Annotated in this window: 10 protein-coding genes; 6 read left to right on the top strand and 4 right to left on the bottom strand. The window is 65.5% G+C overall.

From position 1 onward, the window contains the following. Positions 1–79 precede the first annotated feature (79 nt). The 4 genes from ACGFIE_RS00265 to ACGFIE_RS00250 are packed head-to-tail and all read right to left on the bottom strand — an operon-like array spanning position 80 to position 4,752. Entirely contained in the window at positions 80–1,429 is a 1,350-nt protein-coding gene (locus ACGFIE_RS00265) for an AAA family ATPase (RefSeq protein ID WP_393289479.1), read from the bottom strand. Next, complete coding sequence (locus tag ACGFIE_RS00260) at positions 1,426–2,778, bottom strand: hypothetical protein (RefSeq protein ID WP_393289478.1); 1,353 nt, start codon at positions 2,776–2,778, stop codon at positions 1,426–1,428. The genes ACGFIE_RS00265 and ACGFIE_RS00260 overlap by 4 nt, the downstream gene beginning before the upstream one ends. Continuing rightward, positions 2,768–3,946: a hypothetical protein gene (locus tag ACGFIE_RS00255; RefSeq protein WP_393289476.1), complete on the bottom strand. Its 1,179-nt coding sequence runs from the start codon at positions 3,944–3,946 to the stop codon at positions 2,768–2,770. The genes ACGFIE_RS00260 and ACGFIE_RS00255 overlap by 11 nt, the downstream gene beginning before the upstream one ends. Then, complete coding sequence (locus tag ACGFIE_RS00250) at positions 3,943–4,752, bottom strand: hypothetical protein (RefSeq protein ID WP_393289474.1); 810 nt, start codon at positions 4,750–4,752, stop codon at positions 3,943–3,945. The genes ACGFIE_RS00255 and ACGFIE_RS00250 overlap by 4 nt, the downstream gene beginning before the upstream one ends. Positions 4,753–4,822: 70 nt before the next feature. Between ACGFIE_RS00250 and ACGFIE_RS00245 the strand changes: the two genes are divergently transcribed. From ACGFIE_RS00245 to ACGFIE_RS00220, 6 genes are all read left to right on the top strand, one after another. Further along, on the top strand, positions 4,823–6,100 hold the full coding sequence (locus ACGFIE_RS00245; protein ID WP_393289472.1) for an exonuclease SbcCD subunit D: 1,278 nt from the start codon (positions 4,823–4,825) through the stop codon (positions 6,098–6,100). Next, positions 6,100–9,087, top strand: coding sequence for an AAA family ATPase (locus ACGFIE_RS00240; RefSeq protein WP_393289470.1), 2,988 nt, complete (start codon positions 6,100–6,102; stop codon positions 9,085–9,087). The genes ACGFIE_RS00245 and ACGFIE_RS00240 overlap by 1 nt, the downstream gene beginning before the upstream one ends. A 433-nt stretch (positions 9,088–9,520) precedes the next feature. Next, complete coding sequence (locus tag ACGFIE_RS00235; protein ID WP_393289469.1) at positions 9,521–11,158, top strand: TIGR02677 family protein; 1,638 nt, start codon at positions 9,521–9,523, stop codon at positions 11,156–11,158. Continuing rightward, positions 11,155–12,384 (top strand): TIGR02678 family protein, encoded by a 1,230-nt coding sequence (locus tag ACGFIE_RS00230; protein ID WP_393289467.1) that lies wholly within the window; start codon positions 11,155–11,157, stop codon positions 12,382–12,384. The genes ACGFIE_RS00235 and ACGFIE_RS00230 overlap by 4 nt, the downstream gene beginning before the upstream one ends. After that, complete coding sequence (locus ACGFIE_RS00225) at positions 12,381–17,237, top strand: SbcC/MukB-like Walker B domain-containing protein (protein WP_393289465.1); 4,857 nt, start codon at positions 12,381–12,383, stop codon at positions 17,235–17,237. The genes ACGFIE_RS00230 and ACGFIE_RS00225 overlap by 4 nt, the downstream gene beginning before the upstream one ends. Beyond that, positions 17,234–18,493 (top strand): TIGR02679 family protein, encoded by a 1,260-nt coding sequence (locus tag ACGFIE_RS00220; RefSeq protein WP_354948543.1) that lies wholly within the window; start codon positions 17,234–17,236, stop codon positions 18,491–18,493. Before ACGFIE_RS00225 ends, ACGFIE_RS00220 begins: the two co-directional genes overlap by 4 nt. Positions 18,494–19,030 lie beyond the last annotated feature (537 nt).

Genomic DNA, 19,030 nt, shown 5'->3' with positions numbered 1-19,030 from the left:
GTCCGTCCGACTTTCCTGCCTCCGCCAGGTGAGTGAAACGAAGCTAGCATTGGTCCCGAGACTGAACGCGTCGAGTGGTTTAGCGTGGTCGGGGAATCAGTAAGTCAGGCGGCAGCGATATAGTAGCTGTGTGCCGTAGGCCGTCGAGAAAAGTCCGGTTGGCGGTCCATCCGTCCATCGGCGGGCGAGGTGCGTTGAGCCACACTGGCTGGGTGTGCGGGTAGCCATGAAGCTGTCGTTGGATACCGGCACGGGTGATGACGATGCATGCCGTGCGGTGTCGAGACGTCAGCACACAGAGCCGCCCGGCCTCGAGGTGGAACGAGGTGGCGTCGCGTCGGCCGGATAGCGGGTGTAGTGCGATGACGACTTCGAATTCGCGGCCTTGGAGGCGGTTGGCGGTGTCAACCAGGATGTCGCCGGATGCAAGGCCGAGTGAGGCCGTCATGGTGTCGACGGCGTACTGAATGCGGTCACGTTGCTCGGTGTGGACTACCCCGACGGCGATGTCCCGGGCTTCCAGCGGTCGTCGTTCTTCGCCGTCGATAAGGGTGATTCGCCTGGTGAGCAGCCGGCTCACGAGCGTTGCGATGGCAGAGGCCATATCCGGGTCGTTGAGCGCGACATGCTCGTCGGGTAGTTCCAGCATGCAAATGCTGTGCTCGGCCGCCGCGTGTATTGCCTGATCGTAGGCGTCCCGAACAAGTCCGAGTGGGCTGAGGCGCCGCTGTGCGGGGCTGAGCCCGGAGGTGAAGTGTTGCCGGTAGAACGCGCGGGCTACGAGGCGGGCGGTGGTGGGTGGTAGACGCCAGGTGACCGGAAGTTCGACCTGCGGGCTAGCTGGATGTCTGGCGAGGACGGTGTGAGCGGCGGTGTCGAGAGGCCAGGTGATCGAAGACCGAAGGGTTCGCATGTCGGCGGTGGTGAACGGGCTGAGTTGTCCTGGGTCGCCGACGAGCAAGAGGCGGTAGTGGAAGTCGGCGACGGCCGCTAGGGCGGCCGAGGACATTTGATAGGCCTCGTCGATGATGCCGAGGCGGGGCGACCAGTCGGGATTCTCGCGGGCATGGAGAGTTGCCCACTTCGCGGCGGGTGCGACGATGATGTCGCAGCCTTGGAGTTGGCGCAGGTCATGGTGGTTGTCGGGGTGTCGTCCGGGGTTGTATTCGACCCCGTGTAGCCGACCGATTCGGAGTCGGGACTGGCGAAGTGCGCGGACGTGGTCATCTGCTTGGTCGTTGGTCTGAGTGATGATCGGGACGGTATTACCGGTCTGCGCGATCTGTCGTGCCACGATGCGGACTAGAGTGGATTTGCCAGCGCCGGGCGGCGAGTTGACTACTATCGCGCGATTATCCGAGTCGAGATTGGCCATGACATTTGTGACGGCGGCGGCGTGCGCGCTCGCCGGTGAGGTTGTCTCGGTCACGGTGTAACCCCTGCAGGCAAGTGGGTCCAGGGCAGTTCGTCGGGCATGCTTCGGCGGATGAACTTCGGTCCGCCGAAGGGCGGGCAGACGATGTGAGTGCCGACGGCGGGGAGCCGGTTGCGGGTGGCAGAGGTGGCGGCGCCGCGGACGACATCGAGTTCCACTAAATCGTTCGTGAGGCCGGCGCGTACCCGTAGTTCAACGAAGACGTGACGCTCACGGTTCTTGATCGTGGCGCGGGTACGCCACCAGAGCCGGGTGCCGGCGGCACGCTCGAACGGTAGATCGGGCCGGATAGCGAGGGTTCGCCCGTTGCGGGCGGTGACGATCCCGGACAGTGCGGCCCCTCGCGCGACATGGGCGGCCATGATGATGTCGTCGTCGAAGGCCATCGCGTGGTGGAGCTCTGCGGTCATCCGCTCCACCCGGTCGATGTGGTTATAGGCGTCCAGCAGCGGCAGAATGCTTCTAAAACGTGCCTGATCGGCCCGGAGGCGCTCGGCGTGTAGGCGGAACCTGGCGAGGTCGCGCTCCCAGCGCTCGGCTACCGTCTCCGCCTCGCTCATCCCATAAAGCAGTTCGTGCGCCTGCCAGGCATGGCACCAGGTCGGCTCCAGCGCACTCCGTACCGCCCCATCGATGATCTTCATCGCGAGTTGACGATCTGGGCCCTTGTGGCGTTCGTAGGCGCGCAGGGAAACGAGGTACTCCTGCTGTTCCCACGTCGCGTCCGGCACTGGTCCGTCGGATAGCTCCGCTTCAGCGGCGGCGATATCGTCTGGACGCTGGATCCAGGCGAGCGCGACGCCGAGCCGCCGGTCGAGAGTGGCGAGCCGGCCGGTGGCCCAGTGGAGGGTCAGCACGTCCGCCAGCGGCAGTACGGCACTACTGCCCGGAACTCGGTTGGCGCCGGCGAAGTAGGACAGGTGAGCGCCGGCGATCGGGATCGACGGCCCGGCACCCCACTGCCCGTCCGCGTCCAGACCACGCCAGTATCGGCCGATGTCGCCGCAGAGCCACTCGACCGCTGCTTGGTTGGCCAGCAGTAGCTGCGGCGCACCATTGTTGCCTTGGATGGCGCCCGCGATGTATCGGTTAAGCGAACGGGCGAAGCCTTCCATGGAGTCGATCTTGTTGCGCCAGCGCGTCGGTTCAACGGCGTACGTGAAGCCGGGGCGGTCGGGATTATCGCCGAACATCACGCCGATCGGCGCTGATGGATCTCCCGGCAGGTGATAACCGACGACCACGAATGGCCGCTTCGAGACGTGCACGTGGCGGTGCCGGGCCGCCGGGAAGGCACGGCCGTAGCGGTTCGCGTGCATGGCAAGCAGCACATCAGTGGTCAAGCTGCACCCCGGCCAGGGCGAGTGCGGCTGAGGCGCGGCTGAAATCGGCGACCACCGCTCGTTCGGCTCCGCTCACGGGCATGCGCCTGCCTCCGATTAGGTCGAAAGCGGCGGAGATCGTGCCGACGCTGCCGCAGGCGTTGGCCGCCTGGGTACCCATCTGCGCAACGGAGTCGTGTAGCTCCGCTTCCTTGGCGCAGAACGCCAACATGGGGCAGGTGGCGCAGCCATCGCCGTAGTGCATCGGCAAGGCCGACACCGCCTCCTTGGTCGCAGCCTTGATTTCGAGTTTCTCCTCCGGGGAGGCCTCGGGCGCCATCGGCGACGGAAGGATCGCAGGTCGGGGCAGGTCAGCGAGTACCAGACCAGCGTTAGGCTGTTGGGCCAACACCCACTCAAGGTGATCGACGTGCGGTCGCATGTCCACGACGAAGGCCTCGGGCCGCATGCTGAAGCCACTGGTCATGACCAGGAGGGCCTGATCGGCTACCTGATCTCGCGTGCCGCCGGAGACGATGACCAGCCGGCGTAGCGCCACCATGTACACCGCGATCTGACGGACGGCGGCCCCGACCTTGTGCGGGTCGGCATCGGTCTGGTGGTGCAGGGGCAGCGACTTGATTTCGATGGGAGTCAGCTGGCCGAGCGAGGCGCAGGACAGCACATCTAGCTCGAGATGGGTCGTCACGCCGGCGAGGTCGAATTCCAGCAACGGGTGCCGGATGAGGTGAAGTGCCGAGTCGGCGGTGTTGACCATGGCTTCGACGTGACTGCGGGTGCGCGCCAGGCGGAGGCGCCGGATGCCGTCTTTGTCTAGGGCTGGATTCTGGGTACGCATCTGCGACGGGGCCAGATCCAGCTGCCGGGTTTCGGTGGTCACCATGCCGAGGTGAGTCCGGGTCAGCGCGATCACTTCGTCCATCGCGTTGTCGAGCACTCGCCGTTCGAACTCTTGGCCGCGGCGGGTGGCATGCGGGCTCAACTTGGCCGGTGGGCAGTCGAGTAGATCGGTGAGGACCGGCAGGTTAAGCGCTGCGGCGTCGATGACAAGGCGACGACCACAGTTGGGGGCCTCTAGCAGCCCGGCGATGCGCCGAGCGTCGAGGTCTTGAGTGGGAAAGTCGCCGCGAAACCGGGAGAGAAGGTCCGCAGCGAGAGTTGCCGTCATCCGGCTGCCTCCACGTGTGTGCTGACGTTCTGTAATGAGGTGCCGAACAACTGCGCCTCAGGATCAAGCTTGCGAGCCCGCCTCGCGGCTGCGTGCCGCTCGGCCGTGTCGGTGTCGGCGATCTGGCCCAGTTCGTGTTGGGCAGCTTCGCGTAGTTGGACGTAAGTGAAATCGCCAGTATCTGGTACCGAGGCGGCAATGGTGCGTGTGAATCGCCAGAGGAGGCGGCGGACATCAGCCGCCCAGGGTGCGTCGCCGGCGCGCTCAGACTCATTGCATAGCCGCACGATCACCCGCAAAAGGTCGGCACGTGGGCTGGTTGGTCCGATGAGTCGGGTTTCCAGCGGCCAGCTCGACAGCGCGAGCTGACCCCGCATGGGCGCGAGCCGGTCGTAGGTCAGCGCTGGCGTCACGTATGTCGGGCGGGCTTGGCCGCGCGCGGTGCCTCGCTGTGCGGCCTGCCAAGATCGTTGCTCATCGCGACGAAGCGAAGCCAGTCGGCTGGGTTGGATGACTTCGCCGAATCGTGCCGCGCTGACGTCGCGAAGCAGTGACACCGGTGACGGGCTGCCCAGCAGGCTGAGTGCGGCGATGACCTGGTCTCGGATCGGTGGTGCGGCGTCGAACGATCCGGTGGCGGTGGCTTCGGCCTGGAGCAGTCGATTGCGGCGGCGTTCGGCGACGCTCAGCTGGGCCATCAGCTGAGCCACTCGATCGAGCTTGCGATCGGCCAGCGCGGCGGCGAGGTCCACCTGGTAGGCGGCCACCTCGTCCATTACTCGCTTGATCTCGGCAGCCCTGTCCATAGCCAAAATCTACCACGGAGTCTTGACAAGTTCCACGCTTTACCAAACACTGCACAGTGTTATCGTCCCGTTGCGCAAGCGACTGCCGACGGGACGTGCCATCCATCCGCGAGGGAAGGCAATGAAACTCCTACACACCTCCGACTGGCATCTGGGGCGCACGACCGGACGCGAGTCCCGAGCGAGCGACCACGACGCTGTCCTCGCCGAGATCGTCGACGCAGCCCGCGAATTGCGCCCCGACGTCATCTGCAACTCCGGGGACCTGTTCGACAGGAGTCGTCCCGGCACCGACGACCTCGAACGCGCCATCGATGTCCTGTCCGAGCTGGCCGCGATCGCCCCCACCGTGGTCGTGTGCGGCAACCACGACAAAGCGGCGCTGTTCCGGGTGTTCAACAAGCTCAGCCGCGTCCACGGCCTGCACTTCATCGCCGACCCCACCACCGAACCGGAAGCAGTAATCGAACTACCCGTCGCAGCCGGCGGGACCGTCCGGGTCGGCGCGGTCTGCTACCAACATCCCCACCACTTGGTCGATGGCCGTGGCAACCCCGACACCTGGGGCAGCGAGTACAGCGCCGCCGTACGCGGGCTCGACAGTACGGTGGCTGCTGCAATCCAGGCCGGCCTGAACCCGCAGACCGACTTCGCGGTCTTCGCCGCCCACGCCTACGTGGGTGGGGCCGGGTGGAGCGGCACTGAACGCCGCGGGCGCCATGACGACATCTTCGCTACCGACCCGACCGGCATCCCCGGCGTCGCTTACGCCGCCTACGGTCATATCCACCGACCGCAACCACTACCAGGCGCCGCTGGCACGTACGGCCACTACGCCGGATCCCCGCTGCAGCTCGACTTCGGAGAGGCGGGCCAGGCGAAGAGCATGGTCTACGTCGAGGCCGCCCCTGGCCGCCCGCCGCGAATTGAGACCATCCCACTGCACCGCGGCCGGCAGCTGCGCTGTTTCCGGGGCACCCTCGACGACCTCGCCGCCACCGCCGACACCTTCGGCACCGACCTGTGCCAGATCGTCGTCGACAGCGATACCCACATCCCGCACGTGGCCGACCGAGTCCAGGAGATACTTCCCGACGCGCACCTGGTCGAGGTAGCCAACAACGCCGCTGACAGACGGGCCCAGATCGTCATCGCCGATCCAAGCAAGGGCGGCCAAGAACGGGAACCGAGCATCGATGAGATGTTTGCTACCTACCTCGCCACCGCTGGGTCAACCAAAGCGCCAGCGGCATCCGTCCTCGACGTGTTTCACCAACTCGCCGACCCCGCCGTCGTTGACGAACCGATGCCCTTCCCTCAGGAGCAATACCTGCCGGAGGTGGCCTGATGCGCCCGCTGCACCTGTCCATCGAAGGCCTGCGCTCTTACCAGGACCGACGCGAGATCGACTTCACCGACAAATCTCTGTTCGCCATCATCGGCAAGACAGGCGCGGGTAAGTCGTCGATCCTCGAGGCGATCTTCTGTGCCCTGTACGCCGGCGCCACCTACAACCTGCGCGCGCCGAACACCCTCATCGCCGACAACGCCCCGTTCGCGCGAGTCGAACTGACATTCGCCAGCCAAGGCCGCCGCTGGTTCGTACGACGGATTCTCGCCCGCACCGGCACGCCCCGGCACGAACTGGTCTGCCTCGATGAGCCCGAGCTGCGCTTCGATAAGAAGACCGACGTCGCGGCGCAGATCACCAAGCTCATCGGCCTCACCGCACAGCAGTTCCTCAAGACCATCCTCCTACCGCAAGGCCGCTTCCAAGAGTTCCTGCACGCCGACAGCAGCGAGCGAACCCCGATTCTCAAGACGCTGCTCGGCCTGGACACCCTCACCACCATCGGCCAACACGCCACCGCCGCAGCCAATCGGATCAAGCCCGGACTGGCCGTTCTCGAAAGCTCCCTTACGCAGCTCCATGGCGACCCGCCGGCATGGGCCGCCGCGTGCCGCACGGCAGTGAAGGACGCCGCCGCACACCACACCCTCCTCGCCGAGACCGAACACGCGATCCGCGACCTGCGCCAATCGGTCACCGACACCCGCAACGAGGCCACCGCGCTCTCACGAGCGGCAGCTCAGCTAACCGAACTGCACCCAGTTGACGGGCCAGCGCAGATGCGCGCGCTCATCACCGCACGGCAGACACACGACGAGGCCATCACACACCAAAAGGCGTGCGTAGAAGCCGCGCGAGTCCTGCGCGACCACCTCGATGCCCTCGGGTTGGACGCCGACCGCGATGAGCGTGGCCTGGATCGATACCTGCACCTACGGGCTCAGATATCTCCCGCAAAGGATCGCGTAGACGAACTACGTGCCCGCCGCGAGCGGCACGCGGCGAACCAAGCCGACCTGCACGATCAGGATCGTGACCTCGACAACCGTCGCCGGGAGTGCGAGGAATTCGCCGCCGAGGCCGGTGAAGCCAAGGAGGCACTCCGTGTCGCTGAGGCGGAGTACGCCCACGCCTGTGTCGCCAAACAGCAGGCCGCTGATCACCTCGGCCAGCTCCGCCGCGACCACGCGACGTTAGTGCAGCTTGCCGAGCAGTTGGTCGGCAAGGAAAAGGAACTCGCTGCGCTACAAGCCGAGCTCAACGAGAGCGAGACGGTCATAGGGCAGCGGACCGGCGAGCGCGACGCGGCCCGCGCGCTGTACGAGGACGCCCTGCGTGCGTCAGCCGCCCAGCACCTGGCAGCCCACTGCCATCCCGGCGACCCCTGCCCGGTTTGCCAGCACCCGATACCCGAAACCTTCACCACGCCCGACGTTCCTGACGAGAGCGCGGCGAAGAAGGCCCGCGACCACGCTGAACGAGCACTCGGCAAGATCACGGAGGACCATGCACGGCTTAGCGGTGCCGCGCACGCCCTTAGCGTCAGCTTGCCGAAGCTGCGCGAAAGTTACGAGCATCGGACCCGCGACTACACCGCAGCAGCCGACGCGCTTGCCACCGCGCTGCGGTGCACTGACCTTGACGCGCCGGACGAGACGCTTCTGTCCGGGCTGGAGTCCGAGGTCACGCGTACGTTTGCCCTGAAGGAGGAGGCCGAGAAGCGCGCGTTCGAGACGGCCTTGCAGGCAAAGAGTGCCGCCGACAAGCTGGGCACCGACAGGACTGCCCACGGCAAGGCCCATGAGGCTCACCGATCGGAGGCAGCGAAACTCGAGAGCCACTGGAACAAGCTGCAGACTGGACTCACCGAGTTTGGCCTAGTGGTCACCGACCTCGATGAGGTGACGGAGGCCGTATTCGCCGAGCTAACCAGCAAGATCGAGACCAATATCGCGCTCGCCAAGAACCTCCGCGATGAGCTAGCCAAGGCTGATGCGATCCTCAACGGAGAACAGCTCACCCTGGGACGACTGCAGACCGAGCGCGCCAACAACGTCAACCTGCCAATGGAACAGCTCAATGGCGCCCTCGGACGCGTGGGCGCGGTTCTTGCCACTGTCCCTGCCGATCTCGGCCTCAGCGCTACCTCGACAGCCCCGACCGGCGGGGACGACCGGCTCGCCTGGGCCGAGCAGATCGATCGCGACGTCGCCCTCGTTCGTGCCGCCGCTAGGGACGCCGAAACCCGCGCCGCCAACATCGGCAAGGGTGCCACGACTCGCGAAGCCGAACTACTGGCCTCAATCGACTCAGACAGGTACGAGGACCTGCCCAAAAAGATTCAGGACGCCAACACGCGAAAGACTCTCGCCGAGCGCGACCTTGGCGAAGCTGAACGCCAGATCCCGATCCGACACGACCTCACCCACCGCATTGGTGAGCTGCGCCCGCTCTACGACGCGCTCGAGGACATACGCAAGGCGATGAGCGATGGCGCATTCCCGGCCGCCGCGATCGCCCAACGGCAACACCGGTTCCTCGAACTGGCAACCGGTCACCTCGCGGACATGACCGCCATGCGGTTCGGATTCGCTGAAGACTTCAGCATCGTCGACGGCCTCACCTCTCAGGCCAGGGACACAAAGACCCTGTCCGGCGGCGAAACCTTCATGGCCAGCCTCGCCCTCGCCCTCGCCGTTGTCGACATGGCCGGCCGATCCGGGGGTCACGTCGAGACCTTCATCCTCGACGAAGGCTTCGGCACCCTCGACCAGGAAGCGCTCAGCAACGCCCTCGACGTCCTCGGCCACCAAACCATCGGCGGCCGACTAGTCGCGATCATCTCCCACATGGCCGACGTGGTCGACGAAATCGACGACGTTCTTATCGTCAACCGCACCAACGCCGGCAGCACCGCCACATGGCTGACGCCAGAGGAACGCAAGCGGCTTTCCGACGGTGGCTATCCGGACCTGCTTGGGTAGCCGGATCGATCCCTGCTGCGGTGACAAGTCCTCCGCCAACAGGCCGCCGAACTGGCCACCGCCGCTCGGCGTCCTCGCAGGCTGATCACCGATCCGGCCCAGGGGAACGGCTTCACCCACTTAGGAGATGTCACTTAGCCAGCGGGTGTGGCCCGGGCGGCGTCGGCGGGCCGACTCGGCCGTCGACGTTGTCCTGAACCGAGGCGTCCCTCGCGCGACTCAACCCAGATGCCGCCAGCCGACCTGCCGAACGGTAGCTAAGGACGCCGCTCTGGGACACCGGCCAGCAAGCAATGACGGAACTCGAACATTAATCGCGTTCATAGAACAATTGTTCGACCACGGCAATTCTGTCATAGGTAGAGTGCATCCTTCTACCCGCACCGCTCCCACGGGAGCCTGCCCCCTACAAGCGGCGTCGAGATGAGCGCGGATGAGCCAAATGCATGATTCGGTCGTTTCGTCGGTCGTTGATACCGCATCCCCTCCGAGCGGTTCCGGTGCCGCAACAGCGCCAGCTAGCCGTCAACGAGCGGGACGTCGTACCGCGCTGGCAGATCTGGCCGCCTACGTATCGGAGGCGCCCTATCACATTCTTTACTGGGCGATCCTGGATGTTTTCCTGCAGGCCGCAGCGGCTTACCAGTCGCGATTAAGAGTGGATGAGGTGCTGGCGGCACTCCGGAAGAACGGCTGGACCTATCCGCTTTCGGAATCTGACCTTGAAGACCGGCTGACCTACTTGTTCGAGCACGGCAATCTCACGCGCGACTACGACTACGACGACACTGCCATGACGCTGGAACGCTATGACCGCCGGTTGCACATTTACGACCTGACGCCCGAGGGTGAAGTCGTCCATGACGCGATGAGCAGCGTGAGGGACAGCCTGCAGCGTGTGGGAGGCCTGCAGGCGGTGTTGCTCCGCCAGATCATGTCGTTGCTCGACGACCTGCTGGAGCAGTTGGAGGACCCAGACCCGGACGGAGAGGTCGTCTTCACACGGGTTGAGGATCTTCGCAGCAACTTCAAGGCGATGACGTCGAACGCGGCGCTTTTTATGCAGCAGGTCAACCGCATGCTGGCCACACGCAGCATCGACGTCGAGGCGTTTCGCCGGTTCAAGGACGACACAATCGCCTACTTGGCCGGGTTCCTGGCGGAACTCGACGAGTTGACCCCGGACATCCGTAAGCGCACCTTGCGGTTGCGCCAAGTGCCAGATCCGGTGCGTCACCTGGCGCTGGCGCGGGCTGCGCGCGCTTCTGGGCACAAGGCTGTTGACGGGCGGGAGGCGTTCGACGGGTGGATCGCTGCGGCGAAGGCGAGCCTTGATGGGGTATCAGATTGGTTCACCGCCGACCGTGGCGCCTCGACCGGCATCGAGGTCTTGTCGGCCAAGGCTCGTCAGGCGGTCTTGGGCATTACGCACACGGTCGAGCGGATCCGGGAAGCTGGCAGTCAACCGTCGGCACGCACCAGCGACCTTTTAGCACTTGCGAGCATGTTCGACCGTGCTGCCGGTGATGAGGTGCATGCGATCTGGAAGGCGGCGTTCGGGCTAACCTCGTCGCGACACTTCGGCGACCTGCATAGCGACTCCGACCTCACCCCAGACGGACTGTTGGTGCGGCAGGCACCGCGTATCGAGGTCAGCCTGAAGCTGCAGGCCATTGAGGTCAGCGACACGGTCAAGCAGGCACCGCGCCTGCCAGATCATTCCGCGACGCGGCAGGTACTGGCGGGGCAGGCTCGGGAAGAGATCGCCGCGGTGGCCGCCGCCGCCGAGACGCTCGTGGCGCTGGGGCAGCGACACCTGTCTGAGTTGAACACGATTCTGGATCGGGCGACGCTGAAGCTACTGGCCAAACTCATCTTCAGGGCGCAAAAGGCGCGTCCCGACAGTCAGCGATGGCAGCAGGCGGCCAGCGTTGACGGCCGGTTGAGGGTGCGGGTTCGGGCGCCGCGGCCGGCGCGGGCCACCGTCGTATGCGCGATTGTGGGTGACTGGGTTCTTCCCGACTACGAGGTGCAGGTCAGCTCCGCCGCACCAGGACGGGAAAAGTCATGACGAGCATTGAGGAGCAGGACCTCGCGGCACGCCGCGCCAGGGCCATACAGGAACTGGTGGCACGCCCACTGCTGGACCGACGAGCGCCGTCGTTCGCAACGATTGCCACAAGCGAGCGATGGCTCAAGGAGTGGTTCGCTCGCGCTTGTGGCTGGATTCTGATCGTGGATTATCGGCGGGGCCTGGCACGGCTCCGAAAGGTGACCGGCGAGGTAGACGCGTCGTTCCCCCTGCGGAGCCTGCGACAGGGCGGCAAGGTATTCACGAAGCGCAAGTATGTGCTGCTCTGTTTGGTTGCCGCCGCCTTGGGTGAGCACGGGCGATCGCGGATGAGCCTGCATGACATCGCGGTCGCCGTGGCGGACCTGGGTGTGCGGGCGGGCGTGGCGCCATACAACGATCTGGACCATAAAGATCGGCAGGCGATGGTGGACGTGCTGCTGGTGTTGGCGCAACTCGGGATAGTCGCCGAACTGGACCGCAGCGGACGCGACTACGGCGCCGACCGCGGTGGCAATGTGTTGTACGAGATCGATGAGCAACGGCTGGCCCAACTGCTGGTCGCGCCGATGCCGCCCGCACGGTGCGCCAGTTGGCAACAGATGATTACCGAGGAACGCCACCTCCGCCAGGACGCCGACGGGCCTTCGCGGCTGGCCACGGCTGCGGCCAAGCAACGGTTGATGCGTCGGCTGTTAGATCGCCCGGTCTGCTATCCGAGCGACCTGAGCACCGACGAGGTCGCAGCCATGCGCGATGGCGCGGCCGAACTTCAGCGATGGCTCGCCGAGGCAGGCATGTTCCTGGAAATCCGGGCCGACGCGTGGATGGTGGTCAACAGGCGATCCAGTGCCCCCCGCACCCTGCGTGATGGCTCGAACGTCGCCAATGCGGCCCTGCTAGTGCTGGAGGTCATCGCTCGCGACCCAAGCGTGGACTGGGTCTCGGCAGCACATCTGGCTAGCGCGGTGGGCGAGCTGCTAGACGAATACCCGTGGTGGGCCAAGTCGCTCCGCAAGGATCCCCACCGCGTCGCTTCCGTCACCACACTTCTATCCAGCTTTGACCTAATCCGCCCGGAATCCGGCGGATGGAAGATCATGCCCGCGGCATGGCGATGGACGACCAGCGTTGACCCCGAGTCCGTTTCGACCGTGCCGCGACAGCCGAGCGCAGCCGCTGCGGGGCACGCTCAAGACGACCTATTCTCCCAGGAGCTGATGTGACTCTCACCCTGCCAGACGGCATCCTCAGCGGCGTTCCCGCGCCCACCCGCGGGCGGTGGCAGCCGCAACGAGCCGGTATCACTGGCCTGTTCCACTACGACTCGCAGGTGTTCTCGTTCTACCGCGGACGGTTGCTATTGCGCGGCAACAACGGCAACGGCAAGTCGATGGCCCTGGAGGTGCTGCTGCCGTTCGTCCTGACTGCTGACCTCGATCCCAGCCAGTTAAGTACGTTCGGCCACCGCAGCCGATCGATGTATACGTGGCTACTGGGCCACGACTCGACCAACCGGCACACTGGTGCCCGCGGTTACGTCTGGGTCGAGTTCGGCCGCGTCGGACCCCTCGGGCAGCCGGAGTACTTCACCGTCGGGGCCGGCCTGGAGGCTGTGCGTACACGGGAGACGGTCACCCCGTGGTACTTCACGACCGCCGCCCGCATCGGCATTGACTTGACCGTCGGCACACCCGGCGGGGAGACGCCCAGCCGGGACGCATTCCTTGCCGAGTTGGAGCAACTCGCTGCCCAGGGCATGCCCGGCGACGTTCGCACGCCAAAGAACCACCGCGCCGAGTGCAACAGAGTGCTATTCGGCCTGCCCGATGAGAGCTACCGGTCTCTGCTCAAAGCCCTGCGGCAATTGCGCCGGCCGAAGCTGTCAGACAAACTATCGCAAAAGGCCCTCGCCGAGATCCTGCGCGACTCGCTGCCCAGCCTGGACCGCGGGCTGGTCTCGGCCATCGCCAAAGGCTACGAGCGGCTCGACCGCCACCAGGATGACATCAAGAACATCCGGGCAATGATCGCCGGTCTACGCGAACTCGACGTGGCCTATCAACGGTATGCCCGCGCGTGCCTGTGGCAGCGCGCCCACGCCATTACCGCCTGCCAGCAGGCTCTGGCCCGCGCCAGCAAGAAGGCCCAGGATTCTGCTCGCGAGCGCGACCGCCTGACCACTAAAATTGACGAATGTCAACAGAAGGCCGCGACGTTGACTGGCGGTCTAAACAAGCTCAACGGCCACCTCGCCGGGTTACGCGACAGCGAGTTCTACACCGAGGGGCCTCAGCTACAACCCCTGCTCGACAAAGCCGAGACCTTGGAGGGGGTCGCCGAGTCGGCGCGGGTGCGGGCCGAAGATGCTGCCAGCCAAGCCGAACTCGATGCAGAGTCTGCTGCCCAGGCGCAGGCCAAGACAGACGCTGCCGGCGTTGATGTGCAGCGCCGGCAAGTAGCAGTCGAGCAGGGCGCGCAGCTGTTCACCTGGCTGCGCGACATTTATGACGCGCTCCAGGGCAGCCTCGGCGACCCCGACATGCCGGGCAGCGAGCGGCCCGTGGCCGAGATGCGCAGCCAGCTCCGCCAAGCCGTCGCCGACGTGCACGCCCGCTTGCAAGGACTCAATCGAATCGCCGGGCAGGCCACCGATGCCGCGAAAGCGGCAGAGGCCCTGGCGAAGGAGGTGGAGCAGTCGCGCATCGACCTGGTGTCCGCCGATGAGCAGGTCGCAACGGCCCGAACGCAATTGCGCACAGCACGTGACGAATTCATCGCTGCGGCCCGTGCATGGATGGCCCTGAGTGATCAGCTCGTGGCGGCGGGCGTTCCTTGGCGCGATGTGGAGTCGGCCCGCATGAACGGTGCGTTGACTCAGTGGCGCAATGCCGCCTATCGCTCCCGCAGCCGGCAGATCACCACCCTGGTGCAACGGTTCACCGGGATGGCTGATCAACCCCAGCAGGTCGCCGGTCAACTGCACCACGGCTTCCGCGTACAGGTCGAACGCGCTCGGCAAGCTAGCGCGGACAGGGACGCCACGCACCAGGACCTTGGCTCGGCACGAGACGAATGGCTTCAGGAGCTGAACGACTGGGTGCTCACGCTGACCCACCTCCCCGTCCACGGGCTAGCACTGCCAGCGCGAGACATTTATGCGCCACAGCCGTGGCGTGACTGGATCACCACCGCCGCCGCCTCTCACCGCAACCACATCGCCGCCGTTGAACAGGAGCTGCAGGAACGTCAGCGCGCACACCACCTGCAGCATCATCAGTGCCAGGCCGAATGGCAGCGGCTCGCCGACCAGCGTGAGCACCTTGCGGCTGAAGCCATGGTGACCCCGACGGCACCCGCGACCCGCCTCGACAGTCGCCAGGTTCGCGCTGGCGCCCCGTTCTACCTGTTGATCGATTTCGTCCACGATGACCTGGACCCGGCTAGGAAGGCGGGACTCGAAGCCGCACTCATCGGCAGCGGCGTGGCCGACGCGTGGCTGAACCCCGATGGTCTGCTGCTTACCGCGGACGGCGTGCCGCTGGCCGACACGCAGCTCAATGCCACAACCGAGGCCGTCGGCCAACCGTTGGCGGCAGCGCTGCGCGCCGACGCCGACGCTGCACGTGTTGCCGGGGTGCCAGTCGCCGCGATCTCGAACGTTCTGGCCAGCATCGGTCTAGCCGAAGAAGCCAAGGACACGAGAGCGCACCTGGCGGTTGGCTGGGACGGCAGCTGGCGAGCAGGGCCTCTGAATGGCGCCTACCGTCAGGACGCTACCCGGCTCGTTGGGGCAGCGAGCCGAGAGCGCGACCGACAGGCTCGTCTGGCCGAGTTCGATCGGCGGATCGCGGAACTGGACCGGCGGCTGGCCGCGTACGCCGAAGACGAGCAGCGCCTGACTGGCGAAGCCACAGCCCTCAACGCCGCGAAAGAGCAGGCCGGCGAGGAAGCTGCCGGCTTGCCGGGCACCGGGAAGGTCGAGTACGCGGCACAGCGCGCCCACGACGCCGACGATGCCGCTCAAAAAGCGCTTGAGCAGGCTTCACTCCTGCAACGTGATTTACACGCGGCCATAGTCCGACTACACCTGAGCCGCAGCGAGGACTTAGCTGCGGTCGTCGCAGCCGCACCGGTTTCCGAACTCCGCCTTCCCGACCCACTCGGAGACCTCCCGACTCCCGCCGACCTGGCGCTGCTAGATCACTATGTACAGGCGTCGGCCGCTGCCCTAAGTGACATCAGGCGGGTCAGCCAGGAGGCTTTGAGCGCACTTGACGCTGCGGCCACCACCGCCCAGGAGCAGTACGACGCGTTTCCCGACACCGAAAGCCTTAACCGCCATGAGCAGGCGGCGTCCCAGGCCGAGCATGCCCAGGTGACGGCCCGCGACCAGTTCACTCGTCGTGGCACAAAGCATCAGGCTGCCCTTACGGCCAGTGCCGAGAAGCAATCCATTCTCAACGCTGCCTTGACCCAGTCGGATCTCACCGAGTGGTCTACCCGATTGGGCGATCTCCCGCCGAGGGTCAACTCATGGACTGACACCGCTGAGGACTGGTTGCGCACAATCGCCGACTATCGGACAGCGGCAGAGATTTCCCGCGACACGGCCCACCGTTCCGCCTCGTCGGCGGCGTTGGCATCTCGGGAATCCTCGCAGGCAACGAGCGATCGAGGGCGGGCCGCTGAGGCGCGAGAGCATTACACGACTTTGGCCGACCGCATCGGCATTGGCTACACATCCCTGATGGCCGAGATGGCCGAAGCGCAGACGCAGATCAGCGAGGCGCAGGAGGCGATAGCGCAAAACCAGCAGACGCTCGTGGCGCTGGCTGCACAGCAAGGCGCCGCGCAGAACCGGGCCACTACCGACGCCAACGCGTACACCGACATCAGTGGGGCACTGCCCGAGCTCGCGGCGAAGCTGTGGGTTGCCGTCCGCGCAGACCTGCCCCGGGCAGCCGACTGGCGGCTCACCACCGGACCTGACGACGATGGCGAGACAGAGACGGCGACGGCTGCGTCCCAGCAAATTCAGGAACTCGCTGGTGGTGATGCGGTAAACCGCTACGGGCCACACCACAACGACGACCTGGTCAGCGCCGTGTTCCAGTTGCGCCACCAGGCCGAGACCAGCCTGGGAGGAAGACTGACACTGATCGAGCGCTACGCCGCCGACATTTTGGTCGTCGAAGCAGCCCGCGACAGCTCTACCGCGACCTTGCCGTCCACCATCGCCGACCTCAACAACGAAGTGATCAGCCTGCAGACCGTTTTGAACACCGAGGAAGCCAAACTACTCGAGCAGTTCCTCACCGACAGCATCCGTCGGGAGATCACCGGCCACATCGACGCTGCCCGCAAACAGGTCATCGCGATGAGCAAAGTCATGCAGGAGCACCGAACGTCCGCCGGCTACCGGTTCAACCTCGATTGGGCCCCGGCCACCGACGCGGACGTTGACAACCGGGTCTTGGATCTACTCGCCGCCGACTTCGACGCCGCTCCCTCGGCCAAGGAACGGCTACGGCAGTTTTTCGCTTCCCGCATCGCCAATATTCGGGCCACCAAGACTGGCCAGACCTGGGAAGATCTGCTGCAGGAAATGCTGGACTACCGGCGCTGGTACCAGTTCCAACTCCAGTTCGCCAAGGGCGTCAACGAGTTCGCCGAGCTTGACAACGCCGCGTTCGACAAACTGTCCGGTGGCGAAAAGTCCGTTGCTCTACACCTACCGTTGTTCGCTGCGGCTGCCACCCATACCGTCGCCGCCACCGTCCGCGATACCGTCGACACCGATAAGCCCGGCTGCCCCCGACTCATTTTGCTCGATGAGGTATTCGCCGGCGTGGACGAAGACATGCGGGGCGAACTGTTCGACCTGGTCACCTCCCTGGACATGGACCTCGTCGCCACGAGCGAAGCCGAAACCGGTATGTACGCCGAGCTCGACGGGATCGCCATCTATCACCTGATCAAGTCCACCGGCGTCCCTGGCGTCCTGGCCGCCCGCAGCGTCTGGACGGGCACCGACGTCCTTCACTTGCTCGATAACGACCTGGAAAGAGGCGCATGATCCAGCCGCCCACCCAGGCGCAACTGCTCGAAGCGTTCCCGATCAAACGCTGGGCCTGGCTCCGCGTGGACGTACGCGCCGAACTCGAACGCCGTCCCGCCGCCGCCACCGTCTCCATCGACACGTCCGCGCTAGATCCCGACGCCGCCAAGTCCCTGCAGTGGCTGCTGCAAAGGACTCCGCCGCTTCCAGCCCGGATGCCGGTAAAGCTCACTCAGCTCGACCGAGCTCTGCTCGAACGCACCGATTGGGGACTACCCACCAAACCGCTACTGGAAGCCCTCGACGGACCGCTCGACGACCGGGCCGCACGTAAAAAACAGCTACGAAATGCCGCCGATGAGCTGTGGGCCTCTGCGGCACAACACCCGCGCGTCACCGCAAGCCCGGAACTACAGCGATGGGTGGCCGCCGAAATATCACTCGGCGCGCTCCCCGCCGAGATCAGCAAACGGCAACCGCTGCTAGCAGACGCCCTCACCGTGCTCGACGGCCTACCCGCCGATGGCATTAGCGTCACCCGCCTCGCCGCCAACATCCTCGGGTCGGCGCACGCCCTCGACAAAGGCCCACTGGCCAATCTTGTACTACGGGCCCTAAGCCTTCAGTACGGCCAAGATCCGATCGCATCCGCGTACTCACGAACACTGTGGAGGCTTGCGGGTCTTCGCCCGGACGACCTGTCAAGCAGAGTCCTCCTCGCCGGCTTCAAGGCGACTGGCACTACATCTTTCGAAACCGTGCTCCGCGCTCATGCCCGGTGCGGCGAACCTGCCGTGATCACTCTGCGCCAGGTCGACAACTTTGTCAGCGAACAGCCTGCGCCACTGCTGCCTCCTGAGACGCGCGTCTGGGTGTGCGAGAACGTCGCGGTCGTTGCCGAGGCGACTAATGCTCTTGGGCGCGACTGTCCGCCATTAATCTGCGTCGAGGGCTGGCCAAGCCATGCCGCGACCTTGCTACTGCAACACCTACTCAACCACGGTGCTGACATCGCCTACCACGGCGACTTCGATTGGGAAGGGCTGGCGATCGCCGATCAAATGATGCAGATGGGGGCGCACCCATGGCGCATGGATCGCGACAGCTACCTCGCAGCTGCAACCCGTGCCACAAGACGCTCAGCGCTGAACAGACCGGACTTTCCCTTCTATGAGTACCCCTGGGCGCCCGGCCTCGTCGACGCGATGATCCAGCAGGCCACGCGGGTGGAAGAGGAGCATGTCATGGAGGACCTCATTGCTGATCTCAAGTAGGTTCACCGGGTGCCGAGCGGGTACCGGCCGCAGGCGGGGGAGGCGTGCCAGGACGGCTTGCCACTGCCTCAATTCTTCGGCCCACTGGGAAGCGCAGGGCTTTGCGGCGGCGCGTGTTGGCGTCCATCACGTCACCATCTTGATCACTACTCATCTCGCGGGGCGGCAGGTTCGTCGACCCTGGCGTGGGAGCTAGTGTCCGCCTGCCCCGACAGCAGCGTCGTGGTGAGAGTCCTCGGCGCGGGTGTGAGTAAGGTCCTTGAGCAGGGAGAGTGCCTGCTCGGTGATGGGGCGTGTACGGTGCGAAGTCAGGGCGTCACTGCTGTTCCTTACTGATCTTGCTGATGTGGTCGCCGTGTGGTCTCCAGCGGGGGTCACCCCGGGTCAATCCGTGCCACTCCAGGCCAGCCGGGGTTAATGATCATGGTCATCGACCGGCCCGGTGTGGTCGCCGTGTGGTCGTCGGTCGGGGCACCCCGCCAGGTCAATGCAGGTCAACGTCGGTCACTCCCTGCCAACGCGGGTCGACGCGCAGGT

The organism is Micromonospora sp. NPDC049275, from assembly GCF_043197115.1.
GTDB lineage: Bacteria > Actinomycetota > Actinomycetes > Mycobacteriales > Micromonosporaceae > Micromonospora.
The sequence above is the reverse complement of the archived record's forward strand: the minus strand, read 5'-3'. Positions and strand labels throughout refer to the sequence as shown.